This window comes from Enterobacter sp. PTB (assembly GCF_051130085.1).
GTDB classification, from domain to species: Bacteria; Pseudomonadota; Gammaproteobacteria; order Enterobacterales; family Enterobacteriaceae; genus Enterobacter; species Enterobacter ludwigii.
This window is the reverse complement of the sequence record NZ_JBDKEE010000007.1, coordinates 37,005-62,589: the sequence shown is the minus strand read 5'-3', so window position 1 is coordinate 62,589 and position 25,585 is coordinate 37,005. Positions and strand designations below refer to the sequence as shown.

Below are 25,585 nucleotides of genomic sequence, written 5' to 3'. Positions count from 1 at the left end.
CCGTCGTAAACACCGTTACCGGCTGGCGAGAAAATCGCCAGCCGGAACTACCCTTGTTGTACACCAACAGCAAGGAGACGGTCATGACAAACAATCCTCCCTCATCGCGTATCCAGCCTGGCGAGTATGGTTTTCCCCTCAAGCTGAAGCCCCGTTATGAAAACTTTATCGGCGGCGACTGGGTTGCACCCGTCGGCGGCGAATACTATTCCAATCTGACGCCCGTTACCGGCCAGCCGCTGTGTGAGATAGCCAGCTCCGGCAAGGGGGATATCGATCTGGCGCTGGACGCCGCGCACAAAGCCAAAGACAAATGGGGGCATACCTCTGTTCAGGACAGAGCGGCGATATTGTTCAAAATCGCTGACCGGATGGAACAGAATCTGGAGCTGCTGGCTACGGCGGAAACCTGGGATAACGGCAAGCCAATCCGTGAAACGATGGCGGCAGACGTGCCGCTGGCCATTGACCACTTCCGCTATTTTGCCTCCTGTATTCGCGCTCAGGAGGGCGGAATTAGCGAGGTAGACAGCGACACCGTGGCGTACCACTTCCACGAACCGCTGGGCGTGGTGGGGCAGATCATTCCGTGGAACTTCCCGTTGCTGATGGCGAGCTGGAAAATGGCGCCCGCCCTGGCGGCGGGTAACTGCATTGTGCTCAAACCGGCCCGCCTGACCCCGCTGTCAGTCCTGCTGCTGATGGAAGTCATTGGCGACCTTCTCCCGCCAGGCGTGATTAACGTGGTGAACGGGGCGGGGGGTGAGATAGGGGAATATCTGGCGACCTCAAAGCGGATCGCCAAAGTCGCGTTTACCGGGTCGACGGAAGTGGGTCAGCAGATCATGCAGTACGCGACCCAGAACATCATTCCAGTGACCCTGGAGCTGGGCGGTAAATCGCCGAACATTTTCTTCGCCGACGTCATGGAGGAAGAGGATGCCTTCTTCGATAAAGCCCTGGAAGGCTTTGCGCTGTTTGCTTTTAACCAGGGTGAAGTCTGTACCTGCCCAAGCCGCGCGCTGGTGCAGGAGTCTATCTATGAGCGCTTTATGGAGCGAGCCATTCGCCGCGTCGAGTCTATCCGCAGCGGTAACCCGCTTGATAACGTGACCCAGATGGGCGCGCAGGTCTCGCACGGGCAGATGGACACTATCCTCAACTACATTGATATCGGCAAGAAAGAAGGGGCGGATGTCCTGACCGGCGGTCGGCGTAAAATGCTGGGCGGCGATCTGCAGGACGGATATTACCTGGAGCCGACGATCCTGTTCGGCAAAAACAACATGCGCGTCTTCCAGGAGGAAATTTTCGGACCGGTGCTGGCCGTCACCACCTTCAAAACGATGGAGGAGGCGCTGGAGATTGCTAACGATACGCCGTATGGCCTCGGGGCTGGCGTCTGGAGCCGCAACGGTAATCTGGCTTATAAAATGGGGCGGGGCATTCAGGCCGGGCGCGTGTGGACCAACTGCTACCATGCTTACCCGGCGCACGCGGCCTTTGGGGGCTATAAGCAGTCGGGCATCGGGCGTGAAACCCACAAGATGATGCTGGAGCATTATCAGCAGACGAAATGCCTGCTGGTGAGTTATTCCGATAAACCACTGGGGCTGTTCTAACCCTCCAGCTCAGGTTGCCCCTGGGCAGCCTGAGCAATTTGCTGACGCAGGCAGTTCAGTACGCCGTCCAGAATGTACTGCACGCGCCAGGGCTGGTATTCACGTTTGCGGAATATTGCCGTCAGGTCGAGCCACCACTCTTCCTGATGCGGGAAGCAGGGAACCAGAGAACCACTCTTAAGTTCTTTTTTCAGGCTTTCTTTCGGCGCAAAAACAATACCGAGATTATTTCGGGCCAGTTCCAGCGCCGTCTGCGTATTGTCGCAAATATAATTTCCGGTCACTCTGTAATCATATACGGTCTCACTGCCGTGGACGCGAAAACGCCAGATGTTCGCCTCATCCACCAGCATCGAGTCTATTAAAATACAGGAGTGATTCATTAAATCTTCAGGTCCAGTTAAGGGGTGGTTTTTCAAATATTCTTCAGTGGCAAATGCCGTGACGGAATATTTCGTTAATACACTGGCGACCAGACTTTCATCTTTCGGCTGAGCATAGGTAATGAGAATATCGCAATCATCGGGGAACGAGACCCCTTCGGAATATTCATTACGATCCAGGTTGTACGTTTTTAACGAGATACGGATATCACCGATGTCCTCAATCTGATGGATCACGTGTCGCGCCAGATACATCACGATACCCGTTGGGGCGTAAATGGTCACTTTTCCGCGCTTCTCATGCTTATAATCAGCAATGAAATTAATGAGCTGGCTATTTTTATCCAGCGTGGCGTCAATGTAGGGGAGTAACGCTTCGCCAAACTGGGTTAGCGCCAGTTGACGGGTCGTGCGCTCAAATACCTTAAGACCGACACGCGTTTCAAAATCAGAAAGGTATTTACTGACGTTAGCCTGTGCCATGCCCAGCAGGGCTGCGGCATCGCCAATACTGTGGGTGGCTGCGATGACGGAAATAATTTTTAACTCGCGTGGTTTTAGCTGGAACTTATTCATCATGCGCACCCATCTATATGTTTTTATATATAATATTATATAAACTGCAGCGTTGCATTGGCAAATTTGTAACCATTATTATTCGCCTCGCTTGTTTGGCGTCTAAATGGATTACATGTAATGACTATTAAATACAATTTACTCATCGCAGCCACGTTATTTGCAACATCATCTGCAATGGCTGGTGACTTTTCACTTGGGGCGGGGGCTGTATTTAATGAGTCGCCTTATAAAGGTTATAACGAAAATACCACGGCGGTACCGTTAATTAGCTATGAAGGCGACCGGTTTTATATTCGCCAGACCACCGGCGGATGGATCCTGTGGAAAGACGAAAAAAATGAATTCAGTATGACCGCATCGTGGATGCCACTGCGATTTGATCCTGAAGATAACGACGACGCTCAGATGAAACACCTCGATGAGCGTAAAGCATCAGCGTTTCTCGGCGGGGCGTACTACCGCCATGAACACTGGGGCTCGCTGAAAGTGGCGGTCTCGGGTGATGCGATGGATGAGAGCGGCGGCGTGATCGGTGAAATCTCATACTTCCGTCCGGTTCGGATGGAACGTCTGACGCTGACGCCATCGGTAGGTATTTTCTACAGCGACGAAAGCTATAACGATTACTACTACGGTGTATCCGGCAATGAGTCTCGCCGCTCAGGCCTCAATGAATACACCGCAGGTGATAGCTGGACGCCGTATGTGGGTCTTGCGGCTAAATATCAGTTAACCCAGAATCTGTTTATCAACGCCAGCGCGGTCTATACCGTGTTACCTGACGACGTGAAGAACAGTCCGATGATCGACCGCGAAGACAGTTTCGCGCTGATGACCGGCATGTCCTGGCGTTTCTGATCTAAAGCCGGGTGGCGATTGCCTACCCGGCCTCGGTTTTTATCTCCCGCGCCTGTGGGAGAGGGTTGGGGTGAGGCTGACAGGACAGATGCCTTCAGGCCTCATCCACCCAAATCCGCATTTCGCCTTCTCCCCGGTTTGCCCAGCTGAACCACGGAATAAAGGTCAACGTCCGGGGCTGGCGCTTCACCGGGGCGCGATCGTACTGCCACAGTGCCTGCGTGCCTTCCTCATCAGCGTGACGCGCGATGCCCTCCGCCTGAATCAGTATCTTGTGCGCAAAGATCCCTTTTCCTTCAAAGACCCGAAATTCGCTCTGCTCAGGCAGGGAGAGGTTATGCAGGTTCGCGCCATTGTCGGCCTCTTCCAGGCAGTAGACCAGCGGGCCACGCTGCAGCGCGACTTTACCGGCCTGCTGGCGTACCAGCGGGTTACCGTACACGCGCCGGACCGGCATGGGTAAGGTCAGCGTAAGGGTATCTCCCTCCTGCCAGCGGCGGGTGAGGTACAGATACCCCCGGGAGACATCACCCGTGACCCTTTCGCCGTTCAGTGACACGGCCGGGCTTGTGCACCAGTCCGGTAAACGTAGTGCCAGCGTGTGGGTCACCGAGACAGGTGAGGTGATCTCGATGTTGACCTCTTCCTGCCATGGATAATTACCGCTAATCCGTAGCTGTAAGGTGCCCTCATCTACCGGTATGGCGACGTCGTTCCCCACATAGAGGTTGATAAAGAGCGCGTCCTGACGAACGGTATAGAGATAGTGGCCCAGCGAAGTGAGCACGCGGGCAATATTGGGCGGGCAACAGGCGCAGCCGAACCAGCGCTGGCGAACCGGCTTAACGTGGTCGTAGACATGATTAAATGCCAGCGTTTTAGGGTGTACCTCCAGCGGGTTCACATAGAAGAAATGTTTACCGTCCAGCGCCATGCCGCCCAGTACCGTGTTGTATAAGGCACGCTCCATCACGTCGGCGTACTGGCTGTCCGCTTCCATCTCCAGCATCCGGCGGGCAAACATCATCAGGCCAATGGAGGCGCAGCTTTCGGCATATACCGTATCGTTAGGCAAATCGTAATCGCTGCTGAAGGCTTCGCCACTGCTTTGCGAGCCGATCCCGCCGGTAATATAGAGCTGTCGCTGGGCCATGTTATTCCACAGCCGCAGGCAGTCCTGGCGTTTACCCTCGTCATGACTCAGGCGAGCAAGATGCGCCATGCCCGCCATCAGATAGACAAATCGAACCGCGTGGCCGATGGCGGTGTGTTGTTCGGCAAGCGGTTGATGCGCCTGGCTATAGGCTTTGTCCTTGACCATCCACGCCGGGCCGTACGTGTTCCAGTACGATGTCCGGCCCCGTTTCTCATATTCGATATCGTAGAAATGGGGCTGTGTGCCGCGCGTGTCGATAAAATATTTCACAAGGGCCAGGTAACGCGGTTCCTGAGTGACGTCGTAAAGCCGCATCAGCGCCAGCTCAATTTCCGGATGGCCCGGATAACCGTGAAGCTGCTCCTCGCCGGGGCCAAAGACCCGATCGATATGGTCCGCCAGTTTGCATACCACCTCCAGCAGACGGCGTTTTCCGGTTCCCTGAAAATAGGCCACGCCAGCTTCAATCATATGTCCGGCGCAGTACAGTTCGTGGCATTCGGCGAGATTCGTCCAGCGCTCACCGGGTGCTTTCACCGTGAAGTAGGTGTTGAGATAGCCATCGTCGCACTGCGCCGCCGCAATCAGCTCAATCACCTCATCGGCGGTTTTTTCACGTTCCGGGTCGGGCTTCTGGCACAACGACCACGCGACGGCTTCCAGCCATTTCGCCACGTCGCTGTCCTGAAACACCATCCCATAGAACTCCCCTTTTTCCAGCCCAGCCGCAATGCGGAAGTTGGTGATGGCGTGACTCGGTTCGGCTTCGGTAACGCGATCGTTTAGCGCATCCCACTGGTAGGGGATCACCACATCACGCACCAGCCGCTGATACTGACCGAGAAACGGGTCGTTGATGTTCAGTGTGTGCAGGTCGGCTTCCATTATGGACATGTCATTCTCCTCAGGACGATACGTGACGCTGGCGCAGATCGGTGGCAATGCGCGACATCATGGGATTGTTGAGTCTGCACCAGCGGATTGAGACCGCCAGCAGCAGGTGGAAAAGGGCGGGGAGCAGCGTCTCCATCGCAGTAATTCCCTGCAACGAGGCTGGCGTCTGGTTGCCCGCGCCCGGCTGGTAGGCGACGGCGATAAACACCAGGCTGATGATCCCGGCGCTGGACGCCCAGGCGAGCTTGATGAAAAACAGATTAAAAGCGAAGTTCATGCCAGATGAACGTACCCCGTTTTTCCACTCACCATAGTCATCTGCAAATGCCATCAGCGAGAAGTGCAGGGGCAGGGTAAAACCGAGAATGACGCCGTTACTCAGAATAACGATCAGCCAGAGCATCTGATGAGCCGGACCGCCTGGCAGAAACCACATTCCCGCCGCGAGCGCGGCCAGCACGAGGTTGGTGTAGTAATAGAGTTTGACGGTATCAATCCGGCGAGAAAGGGGATTCACGATCACCGCGCCGAGAATGGCCGCAAAGGTCACCATCGTGAAGAACAGCGAGGTATAAGCGGTACTGCCCTGGAGCACGTAGGTGATGAAGTACATGTAGCCGCCGCCACGAATGTTGAAGACGTTGATCAGCAGGAATGACATCACCAGCATCAGCAGGAGCTGATCGTTGTTGCGCAGGCCGGCCAGATGCTCGCGTAAGGTGAATTTGCCCATCAGCGCCAGCGGGACGCGCTCACGCACCCAGAAGAAGCAGCAGAGGAACATCACCACGGCGATGGCGCACAACACCCCAACGCCGAGCTGATAGCCTCGCGCGGCGTTGCCCTCGCCCAGCGCTGCGACCAGCCACGGCAGGCCAACAGAGACCAAAAAGCCCGCCACACCGCACAGCACAAAGCGCCATGACTGACAGGAGATGACCTCGCTGTGGCGGGTGGTCATGGTGTTGATCAGCGCGCAGTAGGGCACGTTGATGGCGGTATAGCCCACTGACAACAGCAGATAGGTACCAAACGCCCAGGCGATTTTCACCCCCATGCTGGCGTCAGGCACGGTGAAGGTCAGTACACCGATAACTCCGACAGGAAGCGCCACCCACAGCTGCCGCGGGCGAAAACGCCCCCAACGGCTTTGTGTTCGGTCGGCAATCACCCCCATCACCGGATCGGAAATGGCATCAAACACGCGCAGGGCAATAAACAGCGTGCCAACGAGCGCAGGCGTCAGACCAAAAACGTCGGTGTAGAAGAAGGTAAGAAAATTCATGATCAGGCAGGTAATGACCGTGCCACCCGCGTCACCCAGGCCGTAGCCTATTTTTTCGCGGACTGACAGGCGGTCATCCATAGCCCCTTGTACGACCTGTGATTCTGTAATCGGTGTGGAAGTCATGAGGTAACTCCTCGGTAATCGATTTTTATCGTATTTATGCAAGGTACCCCATTCATTCTGCACCGAACGCTCGGGCCAACAAGGGAAGGGAAAAGTATAAAAAGGTGACGATTCCGACCTGATGATAAATTTGTGATTTCGATCGGGAAGGCAGGAAGATATTCATTAATAATCAAAGCATAAGATGAATATTAATGGCAATCAGAGCGGAATGGTGAATATCCATGCTTGAATTATCCATAGCGCTTCCGATTAAAGTGCAAAATGGTGGGCTCTTTATTTCCCGGGGCGTGGGCCGGCATCCGGCGCGCAAATTAACCTCGTGGGAGATTATCTTCGTCGAAAAAGGGACATTAACGATCCAGGAAGAAAACACGCTCTTTGAGGTGAAAGCGGGAGAGAGCTTACTGCTCTGGCCGGCGCGTCGACACGTGGGGACAGAAGATTTCCCGGCGGACCTGCGGTTCTACTGGCTGCATTTTGAGGTCGAAGCGCAATCGTCGTCTTTGCCACATGCTTTTCCGGTGGCCATTGAACAACATTGCTGCGTGCGCGATGCTCAATATGTGATTGCGCTATTCCGGCAATTCCTGAGTGAGCAGGAAAAATTACAGCGAAGCGTGGCGCTGGAAATGATTTTGCTGCTGATTTTACAGCAAGTGTCGATCTCCTCAGGTTATGAAGACAGAGCCGATGAAGCCGGCGCGGCCATGGCATGGAAGGCAAAACAGCTTATTCGCACGCAGTTTCATCTGCCGCTTTCCACATCGCAACTGGCAAAAGCCTTGCACTGCAATGCCGATTATCTGGGACGCGTATTTCGCCGGACCTTTCACTTAACCCTGACGGAAGCGATCCACCGCCAGCGCGTCAGGGCGGCAGAAAAGCTGTTGCTGAACGACTCCGCGTCCCTGACCGAAGTGGCAACCCGCTGCGGTTTTAATGATGTCGGGTATTTCCGGCAGATATTTTCAAAGCATACCGGCTTAACGCCCGCCGTATGGAAACGGCGGTACTGTAAGGAGCATATTAATTCCGGGTGATCACTGCCCGTAGTAGGCATTTGCTCCATGCTTGCGCAGGTAATGTTTATCGAGCAGTTCCTGCTGCATCGTCGGTAGCTGTGGCGCAAGCTGGCGTGAAAACAGCCCCATAAAGGCGCACTCTTCCAGCACCACAGCGTTATGTACCGCATCGGCCGCATTTTTTCCCCAGGTGAACGGGCCGTGAGAATGCACCAGCACCGCCGGGATCTGCATCGGGTTTACGTCGCGCTCCTCAAAGGTTTTGATGATCACTTCACCGGTCTGGTATTCGTATTCACCCGCAATTTCAGCCGGGGTCATCAACCGTGTGCAGGGGATCGCACCATAAAAATAGTCGGCGTGCGTGGTACCCCATGCCGGTAAATCCTGCCCTGCCTGCGCCCAGACAGTGGCGTGGCGGGAATGGGTATGCACAATGCCGCCAATTTCAGGGTAACGGCGATACAGCGCCAGGTGGGTTGGCGTGTCGGAAGAGGGTTTTTTAACCCCCTCGACCACCTGGCCCGTGGCAATGTCCACCACCACCATATCCTCTGCGGACATCACGTCATACTCCACGCCGGAGGGTTTAATCACCATCAGGCCGCGTTCACGATCCACCGCACTGACGTTGCCCCAAGTGAAAGTCACCAGCTGGTGGGCGGGCAGCGCCAGGTTTGCCGCCAGGACCTCGGCTTTGAGTTGTTCTAACATGTCATCCCTCCTTCCTGCATCCGGGCTTCAATCCAGCGGCGTGCCTGGATGATTTCCAGTACCGGCTCTTTGGCTTTTTCGGTCCACATTTCAATCAGAAATGCGCCGCGATAATTGAGCTGATTCAGCGTGTTAAATATGCCCACGAAATCAACGCACCCCTCACCGAACGGTACGTCACGAAACTGTCCGGGGCTTTGTTCAGTCACGGGCTGGGTATCTTTCAGGTGGATGGCGGCGATGCGATCGATGCCCAACGTCAGCTCGGCGGCCACATCGTTACCCCACGCGCTCAGGTTGCCGACGTCCGGATAAACGCTGAACCATGGTGAAGCGAGCATTTCGTCCCACTTTTTCCATTTGCTGATGGAGTTCATAAACGCGGTATCCATGATCTCCACTGCCAGCATGACCTGCGCGGCGGCGGCCTGCTCCACGGCCCATGCCAGCCCTTCGGCAAAGCGTTGCCGGGTACCTTCGTCATGTTCTTCGTAATAGACGTCATACCCGGCAAGCTGGATGGTGCGAATACCGAGATCGCGCGCCAGACGGATGGCTTTGGTCATGATGGCGCGTGCGCGCTCGCGGACGGTCTCGTCCCGGCTACCAAACGGGAAACGGCGGTGGGCTGACAGACACATCGACGGGATCGCGACCCCGGTTTCCAGCATCGCCTCAACCAGAGAGGCGCGCTGCGCGGTGTTCCACTCAAGGCGGGACAGACGCTCATCGGTTTCATCAATCGACATCTCGACAAAATCAAATCCGCAGCTTTTTGCCAGCACCAGGCGCTCTGGCCAGGTGAGCGCTTTCGGCAGCGCTTTTTCGTAGATACCTAACGGATGCTGACGCATGGTGACTCCCCCCAGATGTCGCGGATGTGTGAATGGAATGCATGGGCCACCTGCGGTGGGTTGGCAGCGCCTGTCAGTGCCCGTCCGGCAATAAACGCTTTCACATTGATCTGCTTAAACAGCGGCAGGTCGGCGGGGGTAATGCCGCCGGTGATCGAGAGCTGCAGGCCGATATCCGAGAGGGCTTTCATGCTGGCGAGATCCGCCTCGCCCCACTGCTGGCCGCTGGCCTGTGCGTCGCGCCCACGGTGATAAATGGCCTGTGTGACCCCGATACGGTGCCATTCTCGCGCATCATCCAGCGTCCAGTGACCAAACAGCTCCATCTGAATTTCCCCGCCGCAGCGCAGAGCCACCTCGTGACCCTTCTCGACGGTTGCCAGCGGCGCGGCGCAGATGATGGTCATCCAGTTCGCGCCTGCGCCAAACGCCTGTTCAGCCAGCGTTTCTCCGGCATCGGCCACTTTCCAGTCAGCCACGATCGTTTTTTTCGGACACTGCTGGCGCAGTGCGCGCACGGCATTAAGCCCTTCGGTGAGACACAAAATGGTGCCTGCTTCGATAATATCGACGTGATCCGCAAGCCGCTCGACGTCGCGCTGTGCGGCCTGAAGTGAGGTATGGTCGAGCGCCAGCTGCAGTAATGGTCGGCTCATAGGTCGTGCTCCTTAACATGGGCGTGATAGCCCTGTAGTGCTGAAATCAGTAGCTGGTAGCGCTGATACTTGCGCTGGTAGGCCGCATGGGCATGCTTGTCGGGTGTGATGACGCGAATGTGATGTCTGACAGCCTGCTGCGCGGTGCGGAAATCGGGATAAACGCCGGTACCCACCAGCGCGGCCAGCGCCGCGCCGGAACAGCCGGTCTCTTCGACCTGCGGCAGTTCTATTGCCAGACCGCTGACGTCCGCGAGCATTTGCATCCACACATCCGAATGGGCAGGGCCGCCGGTTACGCGCAATGCCTGCACGTGCGTGAAGCGCGCTAGCATGCGGTTAAGATGGGTCATGTGGCTGAAGACCACACCTTCATAGACCGCCTGCAACAGATGCGCGCGGGTGTGCAGGGCCTGCATGCCGTAAAACCCGCAGGTCATCTCCAGCCCGGCGTTGCTGCCATAGAGGAACGGCAGGAAGAGCAGATCGCTTCCGGCTTTCGGCAGGCTGGCCACGGCCTGGTTGATCGCATCGAATGACATGTTGCCCCACTGTGTGGTCAGCCATTCGAGGTTACCGGACGAGGTGGGGCTGGCTTCGTGAACGATGTAGTGCTGCGGATGAACGTAGCGCCCATACACATAGGGATACGGCTCGTTATGGCCTATACCGTTGGCGATCCCGCTGGTGACAGCCCAGGTGCCCATCACGGCGTTGAGCGTGCTGTCGTCATGTAACCCGGCGCAGATCGCGGTGGAAACCACATCAAACAGCCCCCCCACAACGGGTGTACCCGCTGCGAGACCGGTCAGGGCGGCGGCCTGAGCGGTGATTTCCCCGCAAATTTCTGCTGAACCGACGATCGGCGGCAGTGCGCCGTCAATTTCATCGATGCCGAGCCAGCGTGTGAGCTGCGGATCGTACTGCCCGGTGTTCATGTTGTAGAGATTGGATTCAGAGATGTTGCTCTCTTCACACCCTTTAACGCCGGTGAGGCACCAGCGCAGGTAGTCGTGCGCCATCATCACACAGCCAATCTGCTGATAACGGTGCGGTTCATTCTCTTTCACCCAGCGCAGGAGGGAGGCGGGATGCCCCGTCCATAGCGTCTGGCGCGTATGCGGATAAAGCTTTTCAGGAATACCGTCCTGCTGCCAGCGCTGTACAATCTCCAGCGCCCGGCGGTCAGAGGAGAGCATGGCGTTGCCGAGCGGCTGGTCATACTTGTCCAGTAAAAACAGTCCTTTACCCTGAGCCGATATCCCGACGCCTTTGATTTGTGCGCCGCCAATGTCGGCATTTTTAAGCAGCAGGGCGACGGTGGCGTGGCACTGCTGCCAGAGTTGGTGCATATCCCGCTCAGCGTGGCCTGCGTGTGGGCTGAGTGTGGCAACCGAGCGGCGCTCAATACAGACTTCCTGGCCCTGGCTGGTGTACAGACCGGCTTTTAGATACGTTCCGCCACAATCGATACCCAGCCAGAAGGGCTCTTTTTCACTCATCGTTGACTCTCTTGTCTTACGCCCTCTCTTCAGGAGAGGGCGGGGGGATCAGGCTGCGTGCTTATGCGGATTCACGCCGGGGTTGGGTTCCGCTCCGGCATCGCATTTCGCCGGTAGCATCAGGGCGAGCAGCGAAGCCAGCGCCAGCGAAACCGCGAGGCAGTACACCCCGGCATCTTTGCTGTAGAGGGTGATCAGCACGCCCACCGCGTAAGGGCCGCAGAACCCACCGAGGTTACCCAGGGCGTTAATCACGCCGCGAGCGCCACCGGCCATCTCTGCGCTGAACAGGCGCGCCGGAATCGTCCAGAACACACCCGCAGCGGACTGCAGGAAGAAGCCACAGCCCACCAGCGCGGCATAGGCCAGCCAGATGTTCTCTTTCAACGCCACGGAGAGGAACATGCAGAGCGCGAAGCCAATCAGCGGCAGGGAGACGAACAGCTTGCGCTTGCCGGTACGGTCAGACAGTGAGGAGAACAGGAACATGCCCGCAATGGCGCCGACATAAGGCAGGATGGCGAGCATTCCCACCTGGCCGATGCTGGTATGCGTCAGCTCTTTGAGAATGGTCGGTAGCCAGAGGGTGTAACCGTAAATCCCGGTCTGGTAGAAGAAGTTCAGGGCAATCAGCTGCCACATGGTTTTGTCGGACAGAACAGCACTCAGCGAGGCATTTTTCACCGCTTTTCCGGCAATAGCCTGCTGTTCTGCGGCCAGCGTTTGTATCAGATAATTTTTCTCGGCCTCGGAGATCCAGCGAGCCTCCTGCGGGCGGTCGTAGACGGTGAACACCCAGAGCACCAGCACCACAATGGACATCAGCCCTTCAATGATGAACAGCCAGCGCCAGTCGAGTGCGGTGATAATCCAGCCCGACAGGGGCGCGGTGATGATCCCCGCAATGGGAACAAACATGATGACAATCGCATTGGCGCGGCCGCGTTCGGCGTCCGGGAACCAGTTACTGATCATCGTGAGCACCACAGGCAGCATCCCGCCTTCTGCCACACCGAGTAAGAAGCGCAGTGCCAGCAGTTGATACTGATTGGTCACAACGCCGGTCAGGACCGAAATCACCGCCCAGGCAACCAGTGACCAGCCAATAAACTTCTTACCGCTGCCATGCACGGCGATCTTGCCGCCGGGCACCTGCAGGAACAGATAACCGATAAAGAAGATCCCACCCGCCAGGCCTGCCATGGTGGCAGAGATACCTAACTCTTCATCCATACCGCCTGGCATCGCAAATGCAATATTCACGCGGTCCATATATGAAATAATACAGGCGATAAGAATAGGCGGAATGATTCTTAACCAGCGCTGGCGCGGAATATCCGCTTGTAGAGCATGAGTAGAAATATTCATATTTAATATCTCAGTGAATGTAACCGGAATAAGATTTTTATTGTTATTGCGTTGCTTTTTTCATTTCACTAATGCCGTCGCGCAAAATAGCGATACGATGGCTGACGTTAGCATTAGCATTTATTTCCAGTAATTTAATACCGGAGAATTTCAATGTTGCGGCGCTCGCCGCAGTAAAAAGTGCTTTTACCTGTTCGGTGGTCATTAAACTGTCGGCACAGAACGGGGAAAATGGCGCATGCAGATCCTGCCATTCGCCGTACGCTCCGCGAACGGAGGTCCCGGAGAACATCAGTGCGCCCAGCTTCCCGGCCTCAAGTGCGGCTTTAACATGTTCAGGCGGCAGCGCGGTATTGCGTCCTTCGATAGCCGACCGCGCCCAGTTGATGCATACGCTGATATCCGTTTCTTTCACCACCTCAAGCACCTGCGCTAAGGGCAAAAACCCCTTGCGTGGCGCGGGGCCGGTCATTGCATCGCAGTGTTCAAGCACCAGGTCGCATGACCAGTCCCATGAGGTGATTTCGCGTACAGAACGGGAAAACGCAGCGGTAGCTTGTTCAACAGACGGGTTTCCCGCCTGCGGCGCGGCTTGCATCTCCAGAGCGATAATTTTGCCTGGAAAGCGAGTATTGATGGCATCAATCTTTCGCAGCAGATGGCGGTAATAGTCAACGCAGGCTTTGCGCTGTTCTTCATCGGCAGAGGCCAGGCCAAACGCGCCATTTGTGCCGCGGCGGCGCATGGTTTCCATCACCGCGGTAACCACCATTTGCCAGTCCCCCGGCGTATGGCGGAACAGCCATTCGTCACCCAACGGATGGAGATCCTCAAGACACGGTTGCTCCAGCCCGCGAATGTCTGGCGTGTCGGAAAGCGCTCGCCAGAAGTCCTGCTCTTCTTGTTCCCCTTGCTGATGAAACGAGGGTGCGCAGGGGTACGCACCAATTATAAAACCGGTGTTAGTCATTTCGCATTCCCAATAGAGTTCAGAAAATTAATCTATTTCGCTGATTGCTACTTTCACCACAATTTTACGAATTGCCGATACCTTATTTTTAATACAGGCAGGACGGTGAACATCCTGCGGAAAAAATATGGCGTACGTGCCGGGCGTCATTTCTATAAATGATTCATTTTCGCTGCCGTGGTAAAAAATAATATCCCGCTGTTCCAGCAGTGATTCGCTTATTTCGTTATTGCCGGTATCAATGGCGACACCGATTTTCTCTTCACCCCATGCCAGAAACTGTATGTCCAGATAGCGACGGTGCACTTCGGGACGGTTCTCATCCCACGTCCGGGTGGTGAGGTCGAGCACCTGAGCAAAAATGTTACGTCCGTCAATGTCCACCACGCCAGGTGCCAGCGCCGTGAAATCCGTGGTGCGCAGAAAATCGAGTGCTTTCTCTATCGCCCGCGGCAGGCGACACGGATTTGGCTGCGAAATATGTCCTAAAATCATGACCCACTCCTTACAGAGACTGGATTTTCGCCCACACGCTGTCGTCAATGGTGATGCCGTTGCGGCGGTTCTCTTCGAGCAGACGTGTGAATTCATGACCCGGCAGTCGAACCGCGACGTTGTCATCAGCCCGCTCGGCGTTGATGATAAAGTCCATGATGCGCTGCAGTTTGGCATCGCGGGTGGGTCCGTCGATCAAACGATCGACCTCGATGGCGATAAAGATTTGTGACACGCCATATTCGTCGCTGTTGTCCTGGGTCACTTCCGCAACGGAGGATCCGTTGGAGAGCAGGGTTGCGATCATGTCGAGGACGATGGATAAGCCCGATCCTTTCCAGTAGCCCATCGGCAGAATGCGGCGGTTTTTCTCGATCACACCAGGTTCTCTGGTGAGGTGCCCTTCATCGTCAAACCCCCCATCCACCGGCAACGTGCGTCCGGCCAGGCGATTCACTTCCAGCATGCCGTAGGAGAACATTGACATCGACATATCGACCATTGTGATCGGCGTAGACGGAATCGCCACGATCAGAGGGTTAGTGCCGATGCAGCACGCTTTCGAGCCCCAGGCTGGCATGACGGCAATGGAGTTAGTCCAGCAGATCCCGATGTACCCCTTCTCTGCGGCCTGCCAGCCGTAGCTGCCGCCGCGCATCCAGTGGTTGGCGTTTCGCAGTGCCACCAGGCCGATACCGTGGTCGGCGGCCAGTTCGGTGGCGCGATCCATCATCTTTTTCGCCGTCAGGTTGCCAATCGAACGTCGGGCATCCCACTGTTCGATGGCACCTAGCGAGGTCACCCGTGTTGGCTGGGCATCAGGAATGATGTCGCCGGCATCAAGCTGCTGAATGAAACGAGGGAAGCGGTTAACCCCGTGTGAATAGACGCCCGATTCCGTGGTGCGGGCAAACATCTCCGCGCAGGCGTCGGCGGTGTCCGCTTTTACGCCGCGATCGACCAGGACCCGCCTGAACGCCGCTTTTAACTCTTCAAAGGTCACTTTCATCCCTGTTCTCCTGTTTTTGTCGGGGCAAGTGTGAGTGCTTTTTTATCGCTAAATTTCACTATGCGAAATCTGATTTCAAATATAGCGATCAAATTTTGCCAGATCAACGACATTCATGATTTTCAAAATCGATTAAAATCAACTGGTTGTGTTTTTTCTGTTGAGATCGTGAACTGAACCACACTTTGCGCTACCATCAGGACGCGATAAAAAGGAGCCATTGGATGAGCACGAAAGAGAGCGAAATGACGCAAGAAAAAGAGAGGCCAGCAGGTAGCCAGAGCTTGTTTCGCGGCCTGATGCTGATTGAGATCCTCAGCAACTACCCGAACGGGTGTCCGTTGGCCCATTTATCGGAACTGGCAGGGCTGAATAAAAGCACCGTGCACCGCTTACTGCAGGGGTTACAGTCGTGCGGGTACGTTACCCCGGCGCCTGCGGCGGGCAGCTACCGCCTGACCACCAAATTTATCGCCGTCGGGCAAAAGGCGCTGTCGTCTCTGAATATCATTCACGTGGCGGCCCCGCACCTTGAGACGCTGAATATCGCCACCGGTGAGACGGTGAACTTCTCAAGCCGCGAGGACGATCACGCCATTCTGATTTATAAGCTGGAGCCCACAACCGGTATGCTGCGCACGCGCGCTTACATCGGTCAGCATATGCCGCTCTATTGTTCGGCGATGGGCAAAATCTACATGGCGTTTGGTCATCAGGACTATGTGGCGAGCTACTGGCAGAGCCATCAGGAGCAGATCCAGCCGCTCACCCGCAACACGATTACCGAACTGAGCGCGATGTATGACGAGCTGGCGGAAATCCGCGAGCACAGCATGGCGATGGATAAAGAAGAGAACGAGCTGGGCGTCTCCTGTCTTGCCGTACCGGTGTTTAATATTCATGGCCGCGTGCCGTACGCGATCTCCATTTCGCTCTCGACGTCCCGCATGAAGCAAATTGGTGAAAAAAACCTGCTGAAACCGCTGCGGGAAACGGCAGAGGCTATCTCAAAAGAGTTGGGTTTTAACGTGCGCGGAGCGTGACAGATGAACCGATTTATCCTGGCTGATACGGAAAAATGCATTGGCTGTCGTACCTGCGAAGTGGCCTGCGTGGTGTCGCATCAGGGAATGCTTTCTGCAGGCGCGTTTACGCCCCGCATTCGGGTGGTCAAAGGCGGTGCATTCACTACGGCTGTGGGCTGTCATCAGTGTGAAGATGCCCCTTGTGCCACTGTTTGTCCGACACAGGCGATTCGCCACACCGCGGGTGCCTGGCGGGTGGAGCCGGCGCGCTGTATTGGCTGTAAAAGTTGTGTGGTAGCGTGCCCGTTTGGGGCAATGCAGGTTCAGCGAGTGGGGAACCGCGTTCAGGCGGTGAAATGTGATTTGTGCGCAGATCGCGAGGCTGGACCCGCCTGTGTGGAGGCGTGCCCAACCCACGCGCTGCGCTGCGTTGACCCCGCCAGATTACGCACCGAACGGCTGCATAATCTGGCGTAACGCGTTACTGGCTATCTTCGCGCCAGGCGTACTCAATCTCTTCGGCGAGAATTTTCACGCCCGCTTCGATTTTCTCCGGATCGGGCACGTAGTTCATGCGCATGCACTGATGCGTATGCGGCCACGGCTTATCCAGACCCGGGAAGAAGTAATCACCCGGCACCATCAACACGCCGCGCTTTTTCAGGCGCTGGTAGAGAAGCTCGGTGGTGATCGGCAGATCCTTAAACCACAGCCACAGGAAAATTGCCCCTTCAGGTTTGTGGATCAGGCAGCGTTCTTCCGGTAAGTAGCGGCGAAGAATGGCGAGCGTTTCCTGTACCCGCTGGTAATAGAACGGCTTGATAACCTCGTTCGACAGGCGCAGCAGGTCATTACGTTTGATCATTTCGCACATCATCGCCGGGCCGATTCCCCCCGGGGAAAGGCTGATAATGCCGTTCATGTTGGTAATGGCGGTGATGATTTTTTCATTGGCGATGATGATCCCGCAACGGCTGCCCGGCAGACCCAGCTTGGAAAGGCTCATACACAGGACGATGTTCGGGTTCCACAGCGGACGTGCTTCGCTGAAGATGATCCCCGGGAACGGCACGCCATAAGCGTTATCAATCACCAGCGGGATGTCGTGCTGATTCGCCAGCGCATCCAGCTTCATCAGTTCGTCGTCGGTGATGACGTTGCCCGTTGGGTTGGTTGGACGTGATACGCAGATCATGCCCGTCTCTTCACCAATATGCAGATGTTCAAAGTCGACGTGATATTTGAACTGGCCTTCTGGCAGCAGCTCAATATTCGGGCGCGCCGAGACGAACAGATCCTCTTCGAGGCCGGAATCGGCATAGCCGATGTACTCTGGTGCCAGCGGGAACAGCACTTTTTTGGTGGTGCCGTCGGCGCGACGGCCTGCGAACAGATTAAACAAGTAGAAAAATGCGCTCTGACTGCCGTTTGTCAGTGCAATATTCTGTGGTTCGATATCCCAACCCAGCTCTTTGCGCAGCATTTCAGCAAGCAGTGTCAGCAGTTCGGTTTTACCCTGCGGGCCATCGTAGTTGCAAAGCGCATCGGTTGCTTTCCCGCTTTCCAGCATCTGAGCCAGCAGCGTCTGAAAATAGGTGTTCATCTCCGGGATTTGAGCCGGGTTTCCGCCGCCGAGCATGATGGCGCCTGGTGTGCGCAGCCCGTCGTTGAGGTCCTCCATCAGGCGAGTAATGCCTGAATGGCGGGTGAATTTGTCGCCGAAAAGTGAAAACGTCATAGCAGGTGATCTGTCGAGCTTATTTTGAAAGTGGGTAACCATAACGCTAGCACCGTGCTGGTGCAAATCGAGAGATGCGGTCGGGATTGTTGTTTTATGTGGTGGGAAGGTATTTAGGTAGTGGATTGTTCTGGTGAAATATCCCTCTCCCGGAGGGGGAGAGGGAACCGGTTTGCGTCGTTATTGATTACCTGCCCACACCACCATGACCTTATCGCCATTGTGCTCGCGAACGAAGCCGTAGCCTTCTTTCAGCGACAGCGTGGTTTGTTTGCCTTCACCTATTGCGGGATGACGGGCGCGGAACTGGCCCAGAACCTGCCAGTGGGCGACGGTTAAGGCCTGCTTGCCCGTCACGTCCTGCCAGTTCATATCCGAGCGGGTGCCCTGTAATGGATCAGACCCTGTCGGTCCGAATGGCCGCTCGGATTCATCGCCGTAGTAAATTTGTACGCTGCCCGGTGCGAGCAGGAGCAGCTCTGCGGCACGCTGGCCGCCTTCACGGAAAAGGCGTGTGTCATGCGACGAGAGATAGCTCAGGACATTGAAGCTTTGCAGTTTTTCCGCCATCTGCTGCCAGGTCAGGTCGATGTCCGCCAGACAACCGACCGCTTTTGCTGCCTGCTCCTGATAATCAAAGTTGATCATCGCGTCAAACCCGTGGCGGTAATAATCGCTTTGCATCACGCCGTGGCCCCATGACTCGCCGGTCATCCAGAACGGGGTGTTGTCGAGTTTTTTGTCGGGGTTCGCGCCTTTCCAGGCTGCCAGCGCCTGGCTTGCCTGATCTTTCAACTGCTGCCAGGCCTCGAGCTCCACGTGTTTTGCCGTATCCACACGGAAACCGTCAATGCCATAGTCACGTACCCACTGGCTGAGCCAGTGGGTCAGGTAATCACGCGGGGTGTAGCCCGAAATGGCCTTCGCGTGGGTATCAGGTTTATGTTGGTAGAAGTTGGGTAAACCGGAAGGGGTCGTCGACTCCGTTTTCAGGTCCGGCAGGAATGCCAGCGACAGGGTTAAATCGTCGAAGCCGGGATTGTCATAATCGCCAATGTCGGTGCGGATCCACTTTTTACCCCACCATTTTTCCCAGGCGGCTTTGTCGCTGAAGTTGATGTAATCGTTGAAGCTGTGCCAGCTTTGGCCTGCTCCCGGCTTCCAGTCCGTCCAGTGCTCGCCCAGCGTTTTTTTCAGTTCATCACCCTGCAGATAAAGGGCCCCAAACTGGAACGCCTGCATGTCTGCGAGCGTCGCGTAACCCGTGTGGTTCATGACGATATCAAACAAGATGCGGATACCGCGTTTATGCGCTTCATCGACAAGGTGGCGTAAATCATCTTCGGTGCCCATGTTGGCATCAAGCGTGGTCCAGTCCTGGGTGTAGTAGCCATGATAGGCGTAGTGGGGGAAGTCACCTTTGGTGCCACCGCCAACCCAGCCGTGGATCTGCTCCAGCGGGGAGCTTATCCAGAGCGCATTCACGCCCAGCTGCTGTAAATAATCGAGCCGGGTTGTAAGCCCCTTGAGATCGCCACCGTGGAAGGTGCCGATCTCCTGCATGCCATCTTTGTGGCGTCCATAGCTGTTATCGTTAGAGGGATCGCCGTTGACAAAGCGGTCAGTCAGCACGAAATAGACGGTGGCGTTTTGCCAGCTAAACGGCGCAGGTTTGTCGGTTTCGGCGCGTTCAAGCAGCAGCAGGCCGTTGCTGTTGGCGGCGGGTTGCAGGGTGATTTTTCCATTCTGCACTGTTGCAGTCTGTTTGCTGTAGAAATCACGGACCACCGATCCTTCCGGGAAATCGTTGCCAACTTCAAGCGTCAGGGGCTTACCGTCCCACTTCGGACACTGGCGGGTAACGTTTGCAACCGACGGTTCCGCTGCGCTCTGAATAGTCAGCATCAGTGTGGGCGTACCGGAGCGGGTATCGACACGCATCTGATACTCGCCGTCGCGGAACAGTCGCCACTGCGGCGGCGTGCCGTCACATTTTTTAAGCGACAGCATCTCATTGAGTTTTATTGCATCCGTTGGCTGCCAGCACGTGTTGTCAAAACTCAGCGTAAGAGGGCGAGTACCCTTCGCAAGCTTTGCCTGGCTGGTGAATATCCCGGTACCTTCGGCGCTAAAGGTGTTGAAACCCGGTGATGACCAGTCAGCATGAGCCAGTGCGGGTAACATCAGAAAAGCTAATGCGGTGCGTTTCATTCCATTTTCCTGTCGCGGCATTTTTGACCAGTGTGCCATCAGGTGTGGGGTAAAAACTCATCCCCCGGGGCTTTCTGCAAGGATGACGCGTGAGGATGAGTGAGCCCGCGCAAAATTAGGAAGTTATCTGCGAGTTCGCGCACAATTTTTCAGAATTGATGCTTATGTGAGCAGGTTTCAGGTGACATAGTTTCGGAATTGGACTATTTCTATACGTGCTCTTGCAGTCTATTTTTGTTATGATTTGAGATTCCGCTCTCAAATTTGTGAAAAAAATAAGGTGTTGGAATGTTTATATCCGACCAGGAGACCTAATGATATCGACTCCCATTCGACGATATGGGGCCGCGATACTCATGTTACTCACCATGGCATTTTCGGGTGAGGTGCTTGCGAAGACGCACACGGATACAACGAGTAAGAAAGCCCACGTAATAAAGACGACAAGTAGTAAGGTTAGCAGTAAACAAGAGTATTCTCGCAATAGTGCAAAGAGTAGTTCACTTCCTGATTTGCGAAAATACCCTTCCGGAACACCAAGGAAAAAAGCGTTTCTCCGGACGGTAATGCCTTACATCACAAGTCAAAACGCCGCGATTACTGCGGATCGTAACTGGTTGATTGCCAAACAGTACGATAGCCGTTGGTCGCCATCAGAACGCGCGCGTCTGAAAGATATCACCAAACGCTACAAGGTGAGCTGGAACGGTAACACGCGCCGTGTGCCGTGGAACTCTCTCTTAGAGCGTGTCGACATTATCCCGGGGAGCATGGTTGCGACCATGGCTGCAGCCGAAAGTGGCTGGGGTACCTCGAAACTGGCGCGTAACAACAACAACCTGTTTGGTATGAAATGTATCAAGGGTCGTTGTAACAATGCCCCAGGTAAGGTGAAAGGCTATTCTCAGTTTGAATCGGTGAAAGATTCCGTGAATGCCTACGTGGTGAATCTGAACACGCATCCGGCCTACTCATCGTTCCGTAAATCGCGCGCTCAGCTGCGTAAAGCGGATCAGGAAGTGACGGCCAGCACGATGATCCACAAGCTGAAAGGTTATTCGACCAAGGGACAGAGCTATAACAACTATCTGTTCGCGATGTACCAGGATAACCAGCGCTTAATCGCCGCACATATGTAATTCAAAAAAACGCCTTCCATCGGAAGGCGTTTTCTTTTCTCTTTTTTCTACATCATCACTTCGCTGTGACGCTCCCGGTACTCTTTTGGCGTACTTTCATACTCCTTTCGGAACACCGAATAAAAATATTGCAGCGACGGGTAACCGCACATCTGTGAGATTTCGTTGATCGACAATGAGGTGGAGATCAGCAGGCTGCGTGCTTTCTCCAGTTTCTCGGCGTGGATGACCGCATGAATGGTTTCGCCCACTTCCTCTTTAAACCGCTTCTCCAGATTCGAACGGGAAATGCCCACCGAGTCCAGCACCTGATCGACCTTAATCCCTTTGCAGGCGTTGTTGCGAATGTAGTGCATGGCCTGAATAACTGCCGGGTCGCTTAAGGAGCGGTAATCCGTTGAACGGCGTTCGACTACGCGAACTGGGGGAACCAGTAAGCGCTGAAGCGGCAACGCTTCTTTATCCAGCAGACGATGCAGTAACTTCGCCGCCTGATAGCCCATCTGCCGCGTACCCTGTGCCACGGACGAGAGCGCCACGCGAGAGAGGTAACGCGTCAGCTCCTCGTTATCGATGCCAATGACGCACAGTTTTTCCGGCACCGGAATGTGTAAATGTTCGCAGACCTGCAAGACGTGGCGGGCACGAGCATCCGTAACGGCAATGATGCCGGTTTGCGGCGGCAGAGTTTGCAGCCAGTCCGCCAGTCGGTTTTGCGCGTGCTGCCAGTTTTCCGGCGCGGTCTCCAGCCCCTGATAAACCACGCCGCGGTACTTCTCCTGCGCGACAAGCTGGCAGAAAGCATGTTCACGCTCAACTGCCCAGCGCTTGCCGCTGGTTGACGGTAAACCATAAAACGCGAAGCGATGGACGCCTTTCTCTTTCAAATGCAGGAAGGCGGTCTCAACCAGCGCATGGTTATCGGTGGCGATATAGTGAACCGGCGGATAGTGCTCGGGCGCATGGTAAGACCCGCCGACGCCAACAATCGGAACGTCGACGTCAGTCAGCAATTGCTCAATGACGGGGTCGTCGTAGTCAGCGATGACCCCATCGCCCAGCCACTCTTTGATGTTTTCGAGACGGGTTCGGAAATCTTCTTCGATAAAAATATCCCACTCGGATTGCGACGCCTGCAAATATTCACCAACGCCCTCCACCACCTGACGGTCGTAGGCTTTGTTGGCATTGAATAACAACGTGATGCGGTGACGCTTTTCAAACATGGCTAACTTCCCAAATAAGTCACAATATTGTTATCAGGCTCGTCGCTTGGTTGCAGAGTCCATCCAGACTGCCAGCAAAAGAATGGCCCCCTTGACGATATACTGCCAAAACGTCGGGACGTCCATCATACTCATCCCGTTATCCAACGAAGCCATGATAAATGCCCCCATCACCGCGCCTGCCACGCTGCCGATACCGCCTGCGAGGCTGGTGCCGCCAATGACACAGGCGGCGATAGCGTCCAGCTCGGCGATGTTCCCGGCCGAGGGAGAACCCGCCCCCAGACGCGAGCTGAGGATCAACCCGGCGATAGCAACCATCAGGCCGTTAATGGCGAAGACGGCGAGTTTGGTGCGCTCGACGTTGATCCCTGAAAGGCGCGCAGCCTCAAGGTTGCCGCCGATGGCATAAATACGGCGACCAAACGCAGTACGCGTGGCCATAAACATCCCGGCCAGCAGCAACAGTGCCAGCAGCAATACCGGCGTCGGGACACCGCGATAGTCGTTCAGAAGCCAGATTGCGCCCAGTACAATGACCGCAGTGAGTGCCTGACGACCGACTGTGGACGTTGACGCTGGCGATGCCAGACCCAACGCCTGACGGCGCATTCGTCCACGCCACTGCCAGGCCACAAACGCCAGCAACCCAATCACACCGAACGTAAAGCCGACGCTATCGGCGAGGTAGCTCTGACCAATTTGTGACATGGCTGCGCTGGTAGGGGAGACGGTGGTGCCGTTGGTAATGCCAATTAAGATCCCGCGGAAGGCCAGCATCCCCGCCAGCGTGACAATGAACGACGGGACTTTACGGTAGGCAACCCACCAGCCGTTCCAGGCGCCCAGCAGCAGACCCAGCACCAGCGTAACCGCAATGGTCAGCGGCAGTGGCCAGCCAAGCCAGACGTCAAAAATGGCCGCCACGCCACCGAGCAGACCCATCATCGACCCCACCGACAGGTCGATTTCCGCCGAGATAATCACGAATACCATGCCCACCGCGAGGATGCCGGTAATGGCAGTCTGACGCAGCAGGTTAGAGACGTTACGCGCGCTTAAGTACGAGCCATCGGTCATCCAGGTAAAGAACAACATGATGGCAATAATCGCCGCGATCATCACGAAAACCTGCAGGTTCAGCGCTTTTAGCCCGGCAAACGCGCCGGGCGTCGGAACAGCGACTTTAATATCAGACGGATTGCTTTTCGACATGACGTTCGCTCCTTAAAGCGGCTTCCATCACCTGCTCCTGCGTCAGGTTCTGGTTAATCAGATTGGCTTTCAGTTTTCCCTCGTGCATGACCAGCACGCGATCGCTCAGGCCGAGCACTTCGGGTAACTCAGACGAGATGACAATGACGGCAATCCCTTGCTGTACAAGCTGATTAATCAGTTTGTAGATTTCGTACTTGGCGCCGATATCGATCCCACGCGTCGGCTCGTCCAGGATCAATATGCGTGGGTTGAGAAGCAGGCAGCGCGCCAGGATTGCCTTCTGCTGGTTGCCCCCGCTCAGACGTCCAATGGCCAGTTCCGGGGAGGATGTTTTAACCTTGAGTCTGGCGAGCGACTGGAGAATGCACTGCTGCTCAGCAGCATCATCGAGGCTGCTCAGCGCACCGGAGAACCTATCGAGCGCGGCAAGCGTGATGTTTTTACCCACCGCCATGACCGGGACGATGCCATCTTTCTTGCGATCTTCCGGTACCATGGCGATACCGTGGGCAATCGCCTGCTGGCAGTTCTCGATTTTTACCGGCTGTCCGTCGATAAAAATACGGCCTTCCCAGCGGCCCGGCCACACGCCAAACAGGCACTGGACGGCTTCAGTGCGCCCGGCCCCGACTAACCCCGCAATACCGAGGATTTCGCCGCTGTGAAGGGAAAACGAGACGTCATTAACGCGCTTGATGTGGCGGTTAACGGGATGCCACGCGGTGAGGTTTTCCACGCGTAACACTTCGTCACCCGTGGTGTGCGGTTCGTTTGGATAGAGCGCCGTGAGCTCGCGCCCCACCATCATGGTGATGATGTCATCTTCACTCATGCCAGCAGCTTCACGTGTGCCGATGTGCTGACCGTCGCGGATCACACAGATGGTGTCCGAAATGGCTTTTACCTCATTGAGCTTGTGCGAAATGTAGATGCACGCAATGCCGTGGTTTTGCAGATCGCGAATGATATTGAGCAGGACGGCCGTTTCCTGCTCGGTGAGGGAGGCTGTTGGCTCATCGAGGATCAGCAGCCTTACCTGTTTGTTCAGCGCCTTGGCGATTTCAACCAGCTGTTGTTGCCCGAGGCCAAGATCACCGACGCGCGTATCCGGGGAAATCGCGAGACTTACCTGGGCCAGCAGTTTTTCACAGCGTAGGGTCATGGTGTCGTAATCCAGTACGCCATGACGTGAAATTTCGGCCCCCAGAAAAATGTTCTCCAGCACGGTGAGGTGCTTCACCAGCGCCAGCTCCTGGTGGATGATGGCGATGCCTTTGCGTTCGGTATCGCGAATGTGTGTCGCCTGAATCACTTCACCGGCAAAGACAATTTCGCCTTCGTAACTGCCGTGCGGGTAGATCCCACACAACACTTTCATCAACGTCGATTTGCCCGATCCGTTTTCGCCACACAGCGAGACCACTTCGCCGGGATTGAGCCGCAGACTGACGTTGTCGACCGCTTTCACCGCGCCAAAGCGCTTGGTGATGCTTTTCATTTCAAGTAAATAAGGCATAACTGCTCCACATGAC

The 25,585-nt window shown here is 55.6% G+C and carries 22 protein-coding genes; 6 read left to right on the top strand and 16 right to left on the bottom strand.

From position 1 onward, the window contains the following. Window positions 1-83: 83 nt before the first annotated feature. Window positions 84-1,622: an acetaldehyde dehydrogenase ExaC gene (exaC, locus tag AAIR21_RS10855; protein WP_020882663.1), complete on the top strand. Its 1,539-nt coding sequence runs from the start codon at window positions 84-86 to the stop codon at window positions 1,620-1,622. Here exaC and AAIR21_RS10850 read toward each other — a convergent pair. Next, window positions 1,619-2,584 carry a LysR family transcriptional regulator gene (locus AAIR21_RS10850; protein WP_059305611.1) on the bottom strand — a complete coding sequence of 322 codons (966 nt, stop codon included), beginning with the start codon at window positions 2,582-2,584 and terminating at the stop codon, window positions 1,619-1,621. The genes exaC and AAIR21_RS10850 overlap by 4 nt on opposite strands. Before the next feature lie 117 nt (window positions 2,585-2,701). On the opposite strand from AAIR21_RS10850, the gene AAIR21_RS10845 reads away from it, so the two are divergent. Then, window positions 2,702-3,442 (top strand): MipA/OmpV family protein, encoded by a 741-nt coding sequence (locus AAIR21_RS10845; protein WP_014168097.1) that lies wholly within the window; start codon window positions 2,702-2,704, stop codon window positions 3,440-3,442. A gap of 94 nt (window positions 3,443-3,536) precedes the next feature. On the opposite strand, the gene AAIR21_RS10840 is transcribed toward AAIR21_RS10845, so the two are convergent. Next, window positions 3,537-5,492, bottom strand: coding sequence for a glycoside hydrolase family 127 protein (locus AAIR21_RS10840; protein ID WP_121340325.1), 1,956 nt, complete (start codon window positions 5,490-5,492; stop codon window positions 3,537-3,539). Between the two features lie 10 nt (window positions 5,493-5,502). Continuing rightward, window positions 5,503-6,903 (bottom strand): MFS transporter, encoded by a 1,401-nt coding sequence (locus AAIR21_RS10835; protein WP_434680966.1) that lies wholly within the window; start codon window positions 6,901-6,903, stop codon window positions 5,503-5,505. Between the two features lie 224 nt (window positions 6,904-7,127). Here AAIR21_RS10835 and AAIR21_RS10830 point away from each other — a divergent pair, with 224 nt between their 5' ends. Next, window positions 7,128-7,946, top strand: coding sequence for a helix-turn-helix domain-containing protein (locus tag AAIR21_RS10830; RefSeq protein WP_183516855.1), 819 nt, complete (start codon window positions 7,128-7,130; stop codon window positions 7,944-7,946). On the opposite strand, the gene araD is transcribed toward AAIR21_RS10830, so the two are convergent. Genes araD through yiaK form a run of 8 tightly spaced genes read right to left on the bottom strand, consistent with a single transcriptional unit; the run spans window position 7,947 to window position 15,496 of the window. Continuing rightward, window positions 7,947-8,642 (bottom strand): L-ribulose-5-phosphate 4-epimerase, encoded by a 696-nt coding sequence (araD, locus tag AAIR21_RS10825; protein WP_014168101.1) that lies wholly within the window; start codon window positions 8,640-8,642, stop codon window positions 7,947-7,949. Then, complete coding sequence (locus AAIR21_RS10820) at window positions 8,636-9,496, bottom strand: L-ribulose-5-phosphate 3-epimerase (protein ID WP_014168102.1); 861 nt, start codon at window positions 9,494-9,496, stop codon at window positions 8,636-8,638. The genes araD and AAIR21_RS10820 overlap by 7 nt, the downstream gene beginning before the upstream one ends. Then, window positions 9,478-10,152, bottom strand: a complete 675-nt coding sequence (gene ulaD, locus AAIR21_RS10815; RefSeq protein WP_014168103.1) for a 3-keto-L-gulonate-6-phosphate decarboxylase UlaD — start codon at window positions 10,150-10,152, stop codon at window positions 9,478-9,480. The genes AAIR21_RS10820 and ulaD overlap by 19 nt, the downstream gene beginning before the upstream one ends. Further along, the gene (locus AAIR21_RS10810; RefSeq protein ID WP_020882657.1) at window positions 10,149-11,654 is read right to left on the bottom strand and encodes an FGGY-family carbohydrate kinase; all 1,506 of its coding nucleotides are present in this window, start codon (window positions 11,652-11,654) and stop codon (window positions 10,149-10,151) included. The genes ulaD and AAIR21_RS10810 overlap by 4 nt, the downstream gene beginning before the upstream one ends. Window positions 11,655-11,702: 48 nt before the next feature. After that, entirely contained in the window at window positions 11,703-13,022 is a 1,320-nt protein-coding gene (locus tag AAIR21_RS10805; protein WP_014168105.1) for an MFS transporter, read from the bottom strand. Between the two features lie 43 nt (window positions 13,023-13,065). Then, window positions 13,066-13,992 carry a DUF4862 family protein gene (locus tag AAIR21_RS10800; protein WP_047366260.1) on the bottom strand — a complete coding sequence of 309 codons (927 nt, stop codon included), beginning with the start codon at window positions 13,990-13,992 and terminating at the stop codon, window positions 13,066-13,068. Between the two features lie 27 nt (window positions 13,993-14,019). Then, window positions 14,020-14,487: a YhcH/YjgK/YiaL family protein gene (locus AAIR21_RS10795; protein ID WP_020882655.1), complete on the bottom strand. Its 468-nt coding sequence runs from the start codon at window positions 14,485-14,487 to the stop codon at window positions 14,020-14,022. Between the two features lie 10 nt (window positions 14,488-14,497). After that, window positions 14,498-15,496: a 3-dehydro-L-gulonate 2-dehydrogenase gene (gene yiaK, locus AAIR21_RS10790; RefSeq protein WP_014168108.1), complete on the bottom strand. Its 999-nt coding sequence runs from the start codon at window positions 15,494-15,496 to the stop codon at window positions 14,498-14,500. Between the two features lie 224 nt (window positions 15,497-15,720). On the opposite strand from yiaK, the gene yiaJ reads away from it, so the two are divergent. Continuing rightward, window positions 15,721-16,539 carry an IclR family transcriptional regulator YiaJ gene (gene yiaJ / locus AAIR21_RS10785; protein ID WP_434680959.1) on the top strand — a complete coding sequence of 273 codons (819 nt, stop codon included), beginning with the start codon at window positions 15,721-15,723 and terminating at the stop codon, window positions 16,537-16,539. Between the two features lie 3 nt (window positions 16,540-16,542). Beyond that, entirely contained in the window at window positions 16,543-16,998 is a 456-nt protein-coding gene (locus AAIR21_RS10780; RefSeq protein WP_032679988.1) for a 4Fe-4S binding protein, read from the top strand. A gap of 4 nt (window positions 16,999-17,002) precedes the next feature. On the opposite strand, the gene avtA is transcribed toward AAIR21_RS10780, so the two are convergent. Further along, window positions 17,003-18,259 carry a valine--pyruvate transaminase gene (gene avtA / locus AAIR21_RS10775; RefSeq protein ID WP_050737624.1) on the bottom strand — a complete coding sequence of 419 codons (1,257 nt, stop codon included), beginning with the start codon at window positions 18,257-18,259 and terminating at the stop codon, window positions 17,003-17,005. Between the two features lie 180 nt (window positions 18,260-18,439). Then, a complete protein-coding gene (locus tag AAIR21_RS10770; protein WP_183516856.1) occupies window positions 18,440-20,470 on the bottom strand; it encodes an alpha-amylase in 2,031 nt (676 codons plus the stop codon). Window positions 20,471-20,784: 314 nt separating this feature from the next. On the opposite strand from AAIR21_RS10770, the gene AAIR21_RS10765 reads away from it, so the two are divergent. Then, entirely contained in the window at window positions 20,785-21,609 is an 825-nt protein-coding gene (locus AAIR21_RS10765; RefSeq protein WP_020882650.1) for a protein bax, read from the top strand. Between the two features lie 47 nt (window positions 21,610-21,656). Here the strand turns inward: AAIR21_RS10765 and xylR are convergent, their stop codons facing one another. From xylR to AAIR21_RS10750, 3 genes are read right to left on the bottom strand one after another with little or no spacing between them, the layout of a single operon-like run. After that, window positions 21,657-22,835, bottom strand: coding sequence for a D-xylose utilization transcriptional activator XylR (xylR, locus tag AAIR21_RS10760; RefSeq protein WP_020882649.1), 1,179 nt, complete (start codon window positions 22,833-22,835; stop codon window positions 21,657-21,659). Between the two features lie 33 nt (window positions 22,836-22,868). After that, complete coding sequence (xylH, locus tag AAIR21_RS10755) at window positions 22,869-24,050, bottom strand: xylose ABC transporter permease XylH (protein ID WP_025206430.1); 1,182 nt, start codon at window positions 24,048-24,050, stop codon at window positions 22,869-22,871. Further along, a complete protein-coding gene (locus AAIR21_RS10750) occupies window positions 24,028-25,569 on the bottom strand; it encodes a xylose ABC transporter ATP-binding protein (RefSeq protein WP_020882648.1) in 1,542 nt (513 codons plus the stop codon). Before AAIR21_RS10750 ends, xylH begins: the two co-directional genes overlap by 23 nt. Between the last annotated feature and the right edge of the window lie 16 nt (window positions 25,570-25,585).

What these genes read in the sequence shown, in the direction of transcription:
- AAIR21_RS10805 (WP_014168105.1), bottom strand. Translation starts at nt 13,022, where the DNA reads ATGAATATTTCTACTCATGCTCTACAAGCGGATATTCCGCGCCAGCGC.
- xylR (WP_020882649.1), bottom strand. Translation starts at nt 22,835, where the DNA reads ATGTTTGAAAAGCGTCACCGCATCACGTTGTTATTCAATGCCAACAAA.
- AAIR21_RS10835 (WP_434680966.1), bottom strand. Translation starts at nt 6,903, where the DNA reads ATGACTTCCACACCGATTACAGAATCACAGGTCGTACAAGGGGCTATG.
- AAIR21_RS10850 (WP_059305611.1), bottom strand. Translation starts at nt 2,584, where the DNA reads ATGATGAATAAGTTCCAGCTAAAACCACGCGAGTTAAAAATTATTTCC.
- araD (WP_014168101.1), bottom strand. Translation starts at nt 8,642, where the DNA reads ATGTTAGAACAACTCAAAGCCGAGGTCCTGGCGGCAAACCTGGCGCTG.
- yiaJ (WP_434680959.1), top strand. Translation starts at nt 15,721, where the DNA reads ATGAGCACGAAAGAGAGCGAAATGACGCAAGAAAAAGAGAGGCCAGCA.
- yiaK (WP_014168108.1), bottom strand. Translation starts at nt 15,496, where the DNA reads ATGAAAGTGACCTTTGAAGAGTTAAAAGCGGCGTTCAGGCGGGTCCTG.
- ulaD (WP_014168103.1), bottom strand. Translation starts at nt 10,152, where the DNA reads ATGAGCCGACCATTACTGCAGCTGGCGCTCGACCATACCTCACTTCAG.
- AAIR21_RS10800 (WP_047366260.1), bottom strand. Translation starts at nt 13,992, where the DNA reads ATGACTAACACCGGTTTTATAATTGGTGCGTACCCCTGCGCACCCTCG.
- AAIR21_RS10845 (WP_014168097.1), top strand. Translation starts at nt 2,702, where the DNA reads ATGACTATTAAATACAATTTACTCATCGCAGCCACGTTATTTGCAACA.
- AAIR21_RS10765 (WP_020882650.1), top strand. Translation starts at nt 20,785, where the DNA reads ATGATATCGACTCCCATTCGACGATATGGGGCCGCGATACTCATGTTA.
- AAIR21_RS10820 (WP_014168102.1), bottom strand. Translation starts at nt 9,496, where the DNA reads ATGCGTCAGCATCCGTTAGGTATCTACGAAAAAGCGCTGCCGAAAGCG.
- AAIR21_RS10750 (WP_020882648.1), bottom strand. Translation starts at nt 25,569, where the DNA reads ATGCCTTATTTACTTGAAATGAAAAGCATCACCAAGCGCTTTGGCGCG.
- AAIR21_RS10830 (WP_183516855.1), top strand. Translation starts at nt 7,128, where the DNA reads ATGCTTGAATTATCCATAGCGCTTCCGATTAAAGTGCAAAATGGTGGG.
- AAIR21_RS10770 (WP_183516856.1), bottom strand. Translation starts at nt 20,470, where the DNA reads ATGAAACGCACCGCATTAGCTTTTCTGATGTTACCCGCACTGGCTCAT.
- AAIR21_RS10780 (WP_032679988.1), top strand. Translation starts at nt 16,543, where the DNA reads ATGAACCGATTTATCCTGGCTGATACGGAAAAATGCATTGGCTGTCGT.
- avtA (WP_050737624.1), bottom strand. Translation starts at nt 18,259, where the DNA reads ATGACGTTTTCACTTTTCGGCGACAAATTCACCCGCCATTCAGGCATT.
- AAIR21_RS10810 (WP_020882657.1), bottom strand. Translation starts at nt 11,654, where the DNA reads ATGAGTGAAAAAGAGCCCTTCTGGCTGGGTATCGATTGTGGCGGAACG.
- exaC (WP_020882663.1), top strand. Translation starts at nt 84, where the DNA reads ATGACAAACAATCCTCCCTCATCGCGTATCCAGCCTGGCGAGTATGGT.
- AAIR21_RS10795 (WP_020882655.1), bottom strand. Translation starts at nt 14,487, where the DNA reads ATGATTTTAGGACATATTTCGCAGCCAAATCCGTGTCGCCTGCCGCGG.
- xylH (WP_025206430.1), bottom strand. Translation starts at nt 24,050, where the DNA reads ATGTCGAAAAGCAATCCGTCTGATATTAAAGTCGCTGTTCCGACGCCC.
- AAIR21_RS10840 (WP_121340325.1), bottom strand. Translation starts at nt 5,492, where the DNA reads ATGTCCATAATGGAAGCCGACCTGCACACACTGAACATCAACGACCCG.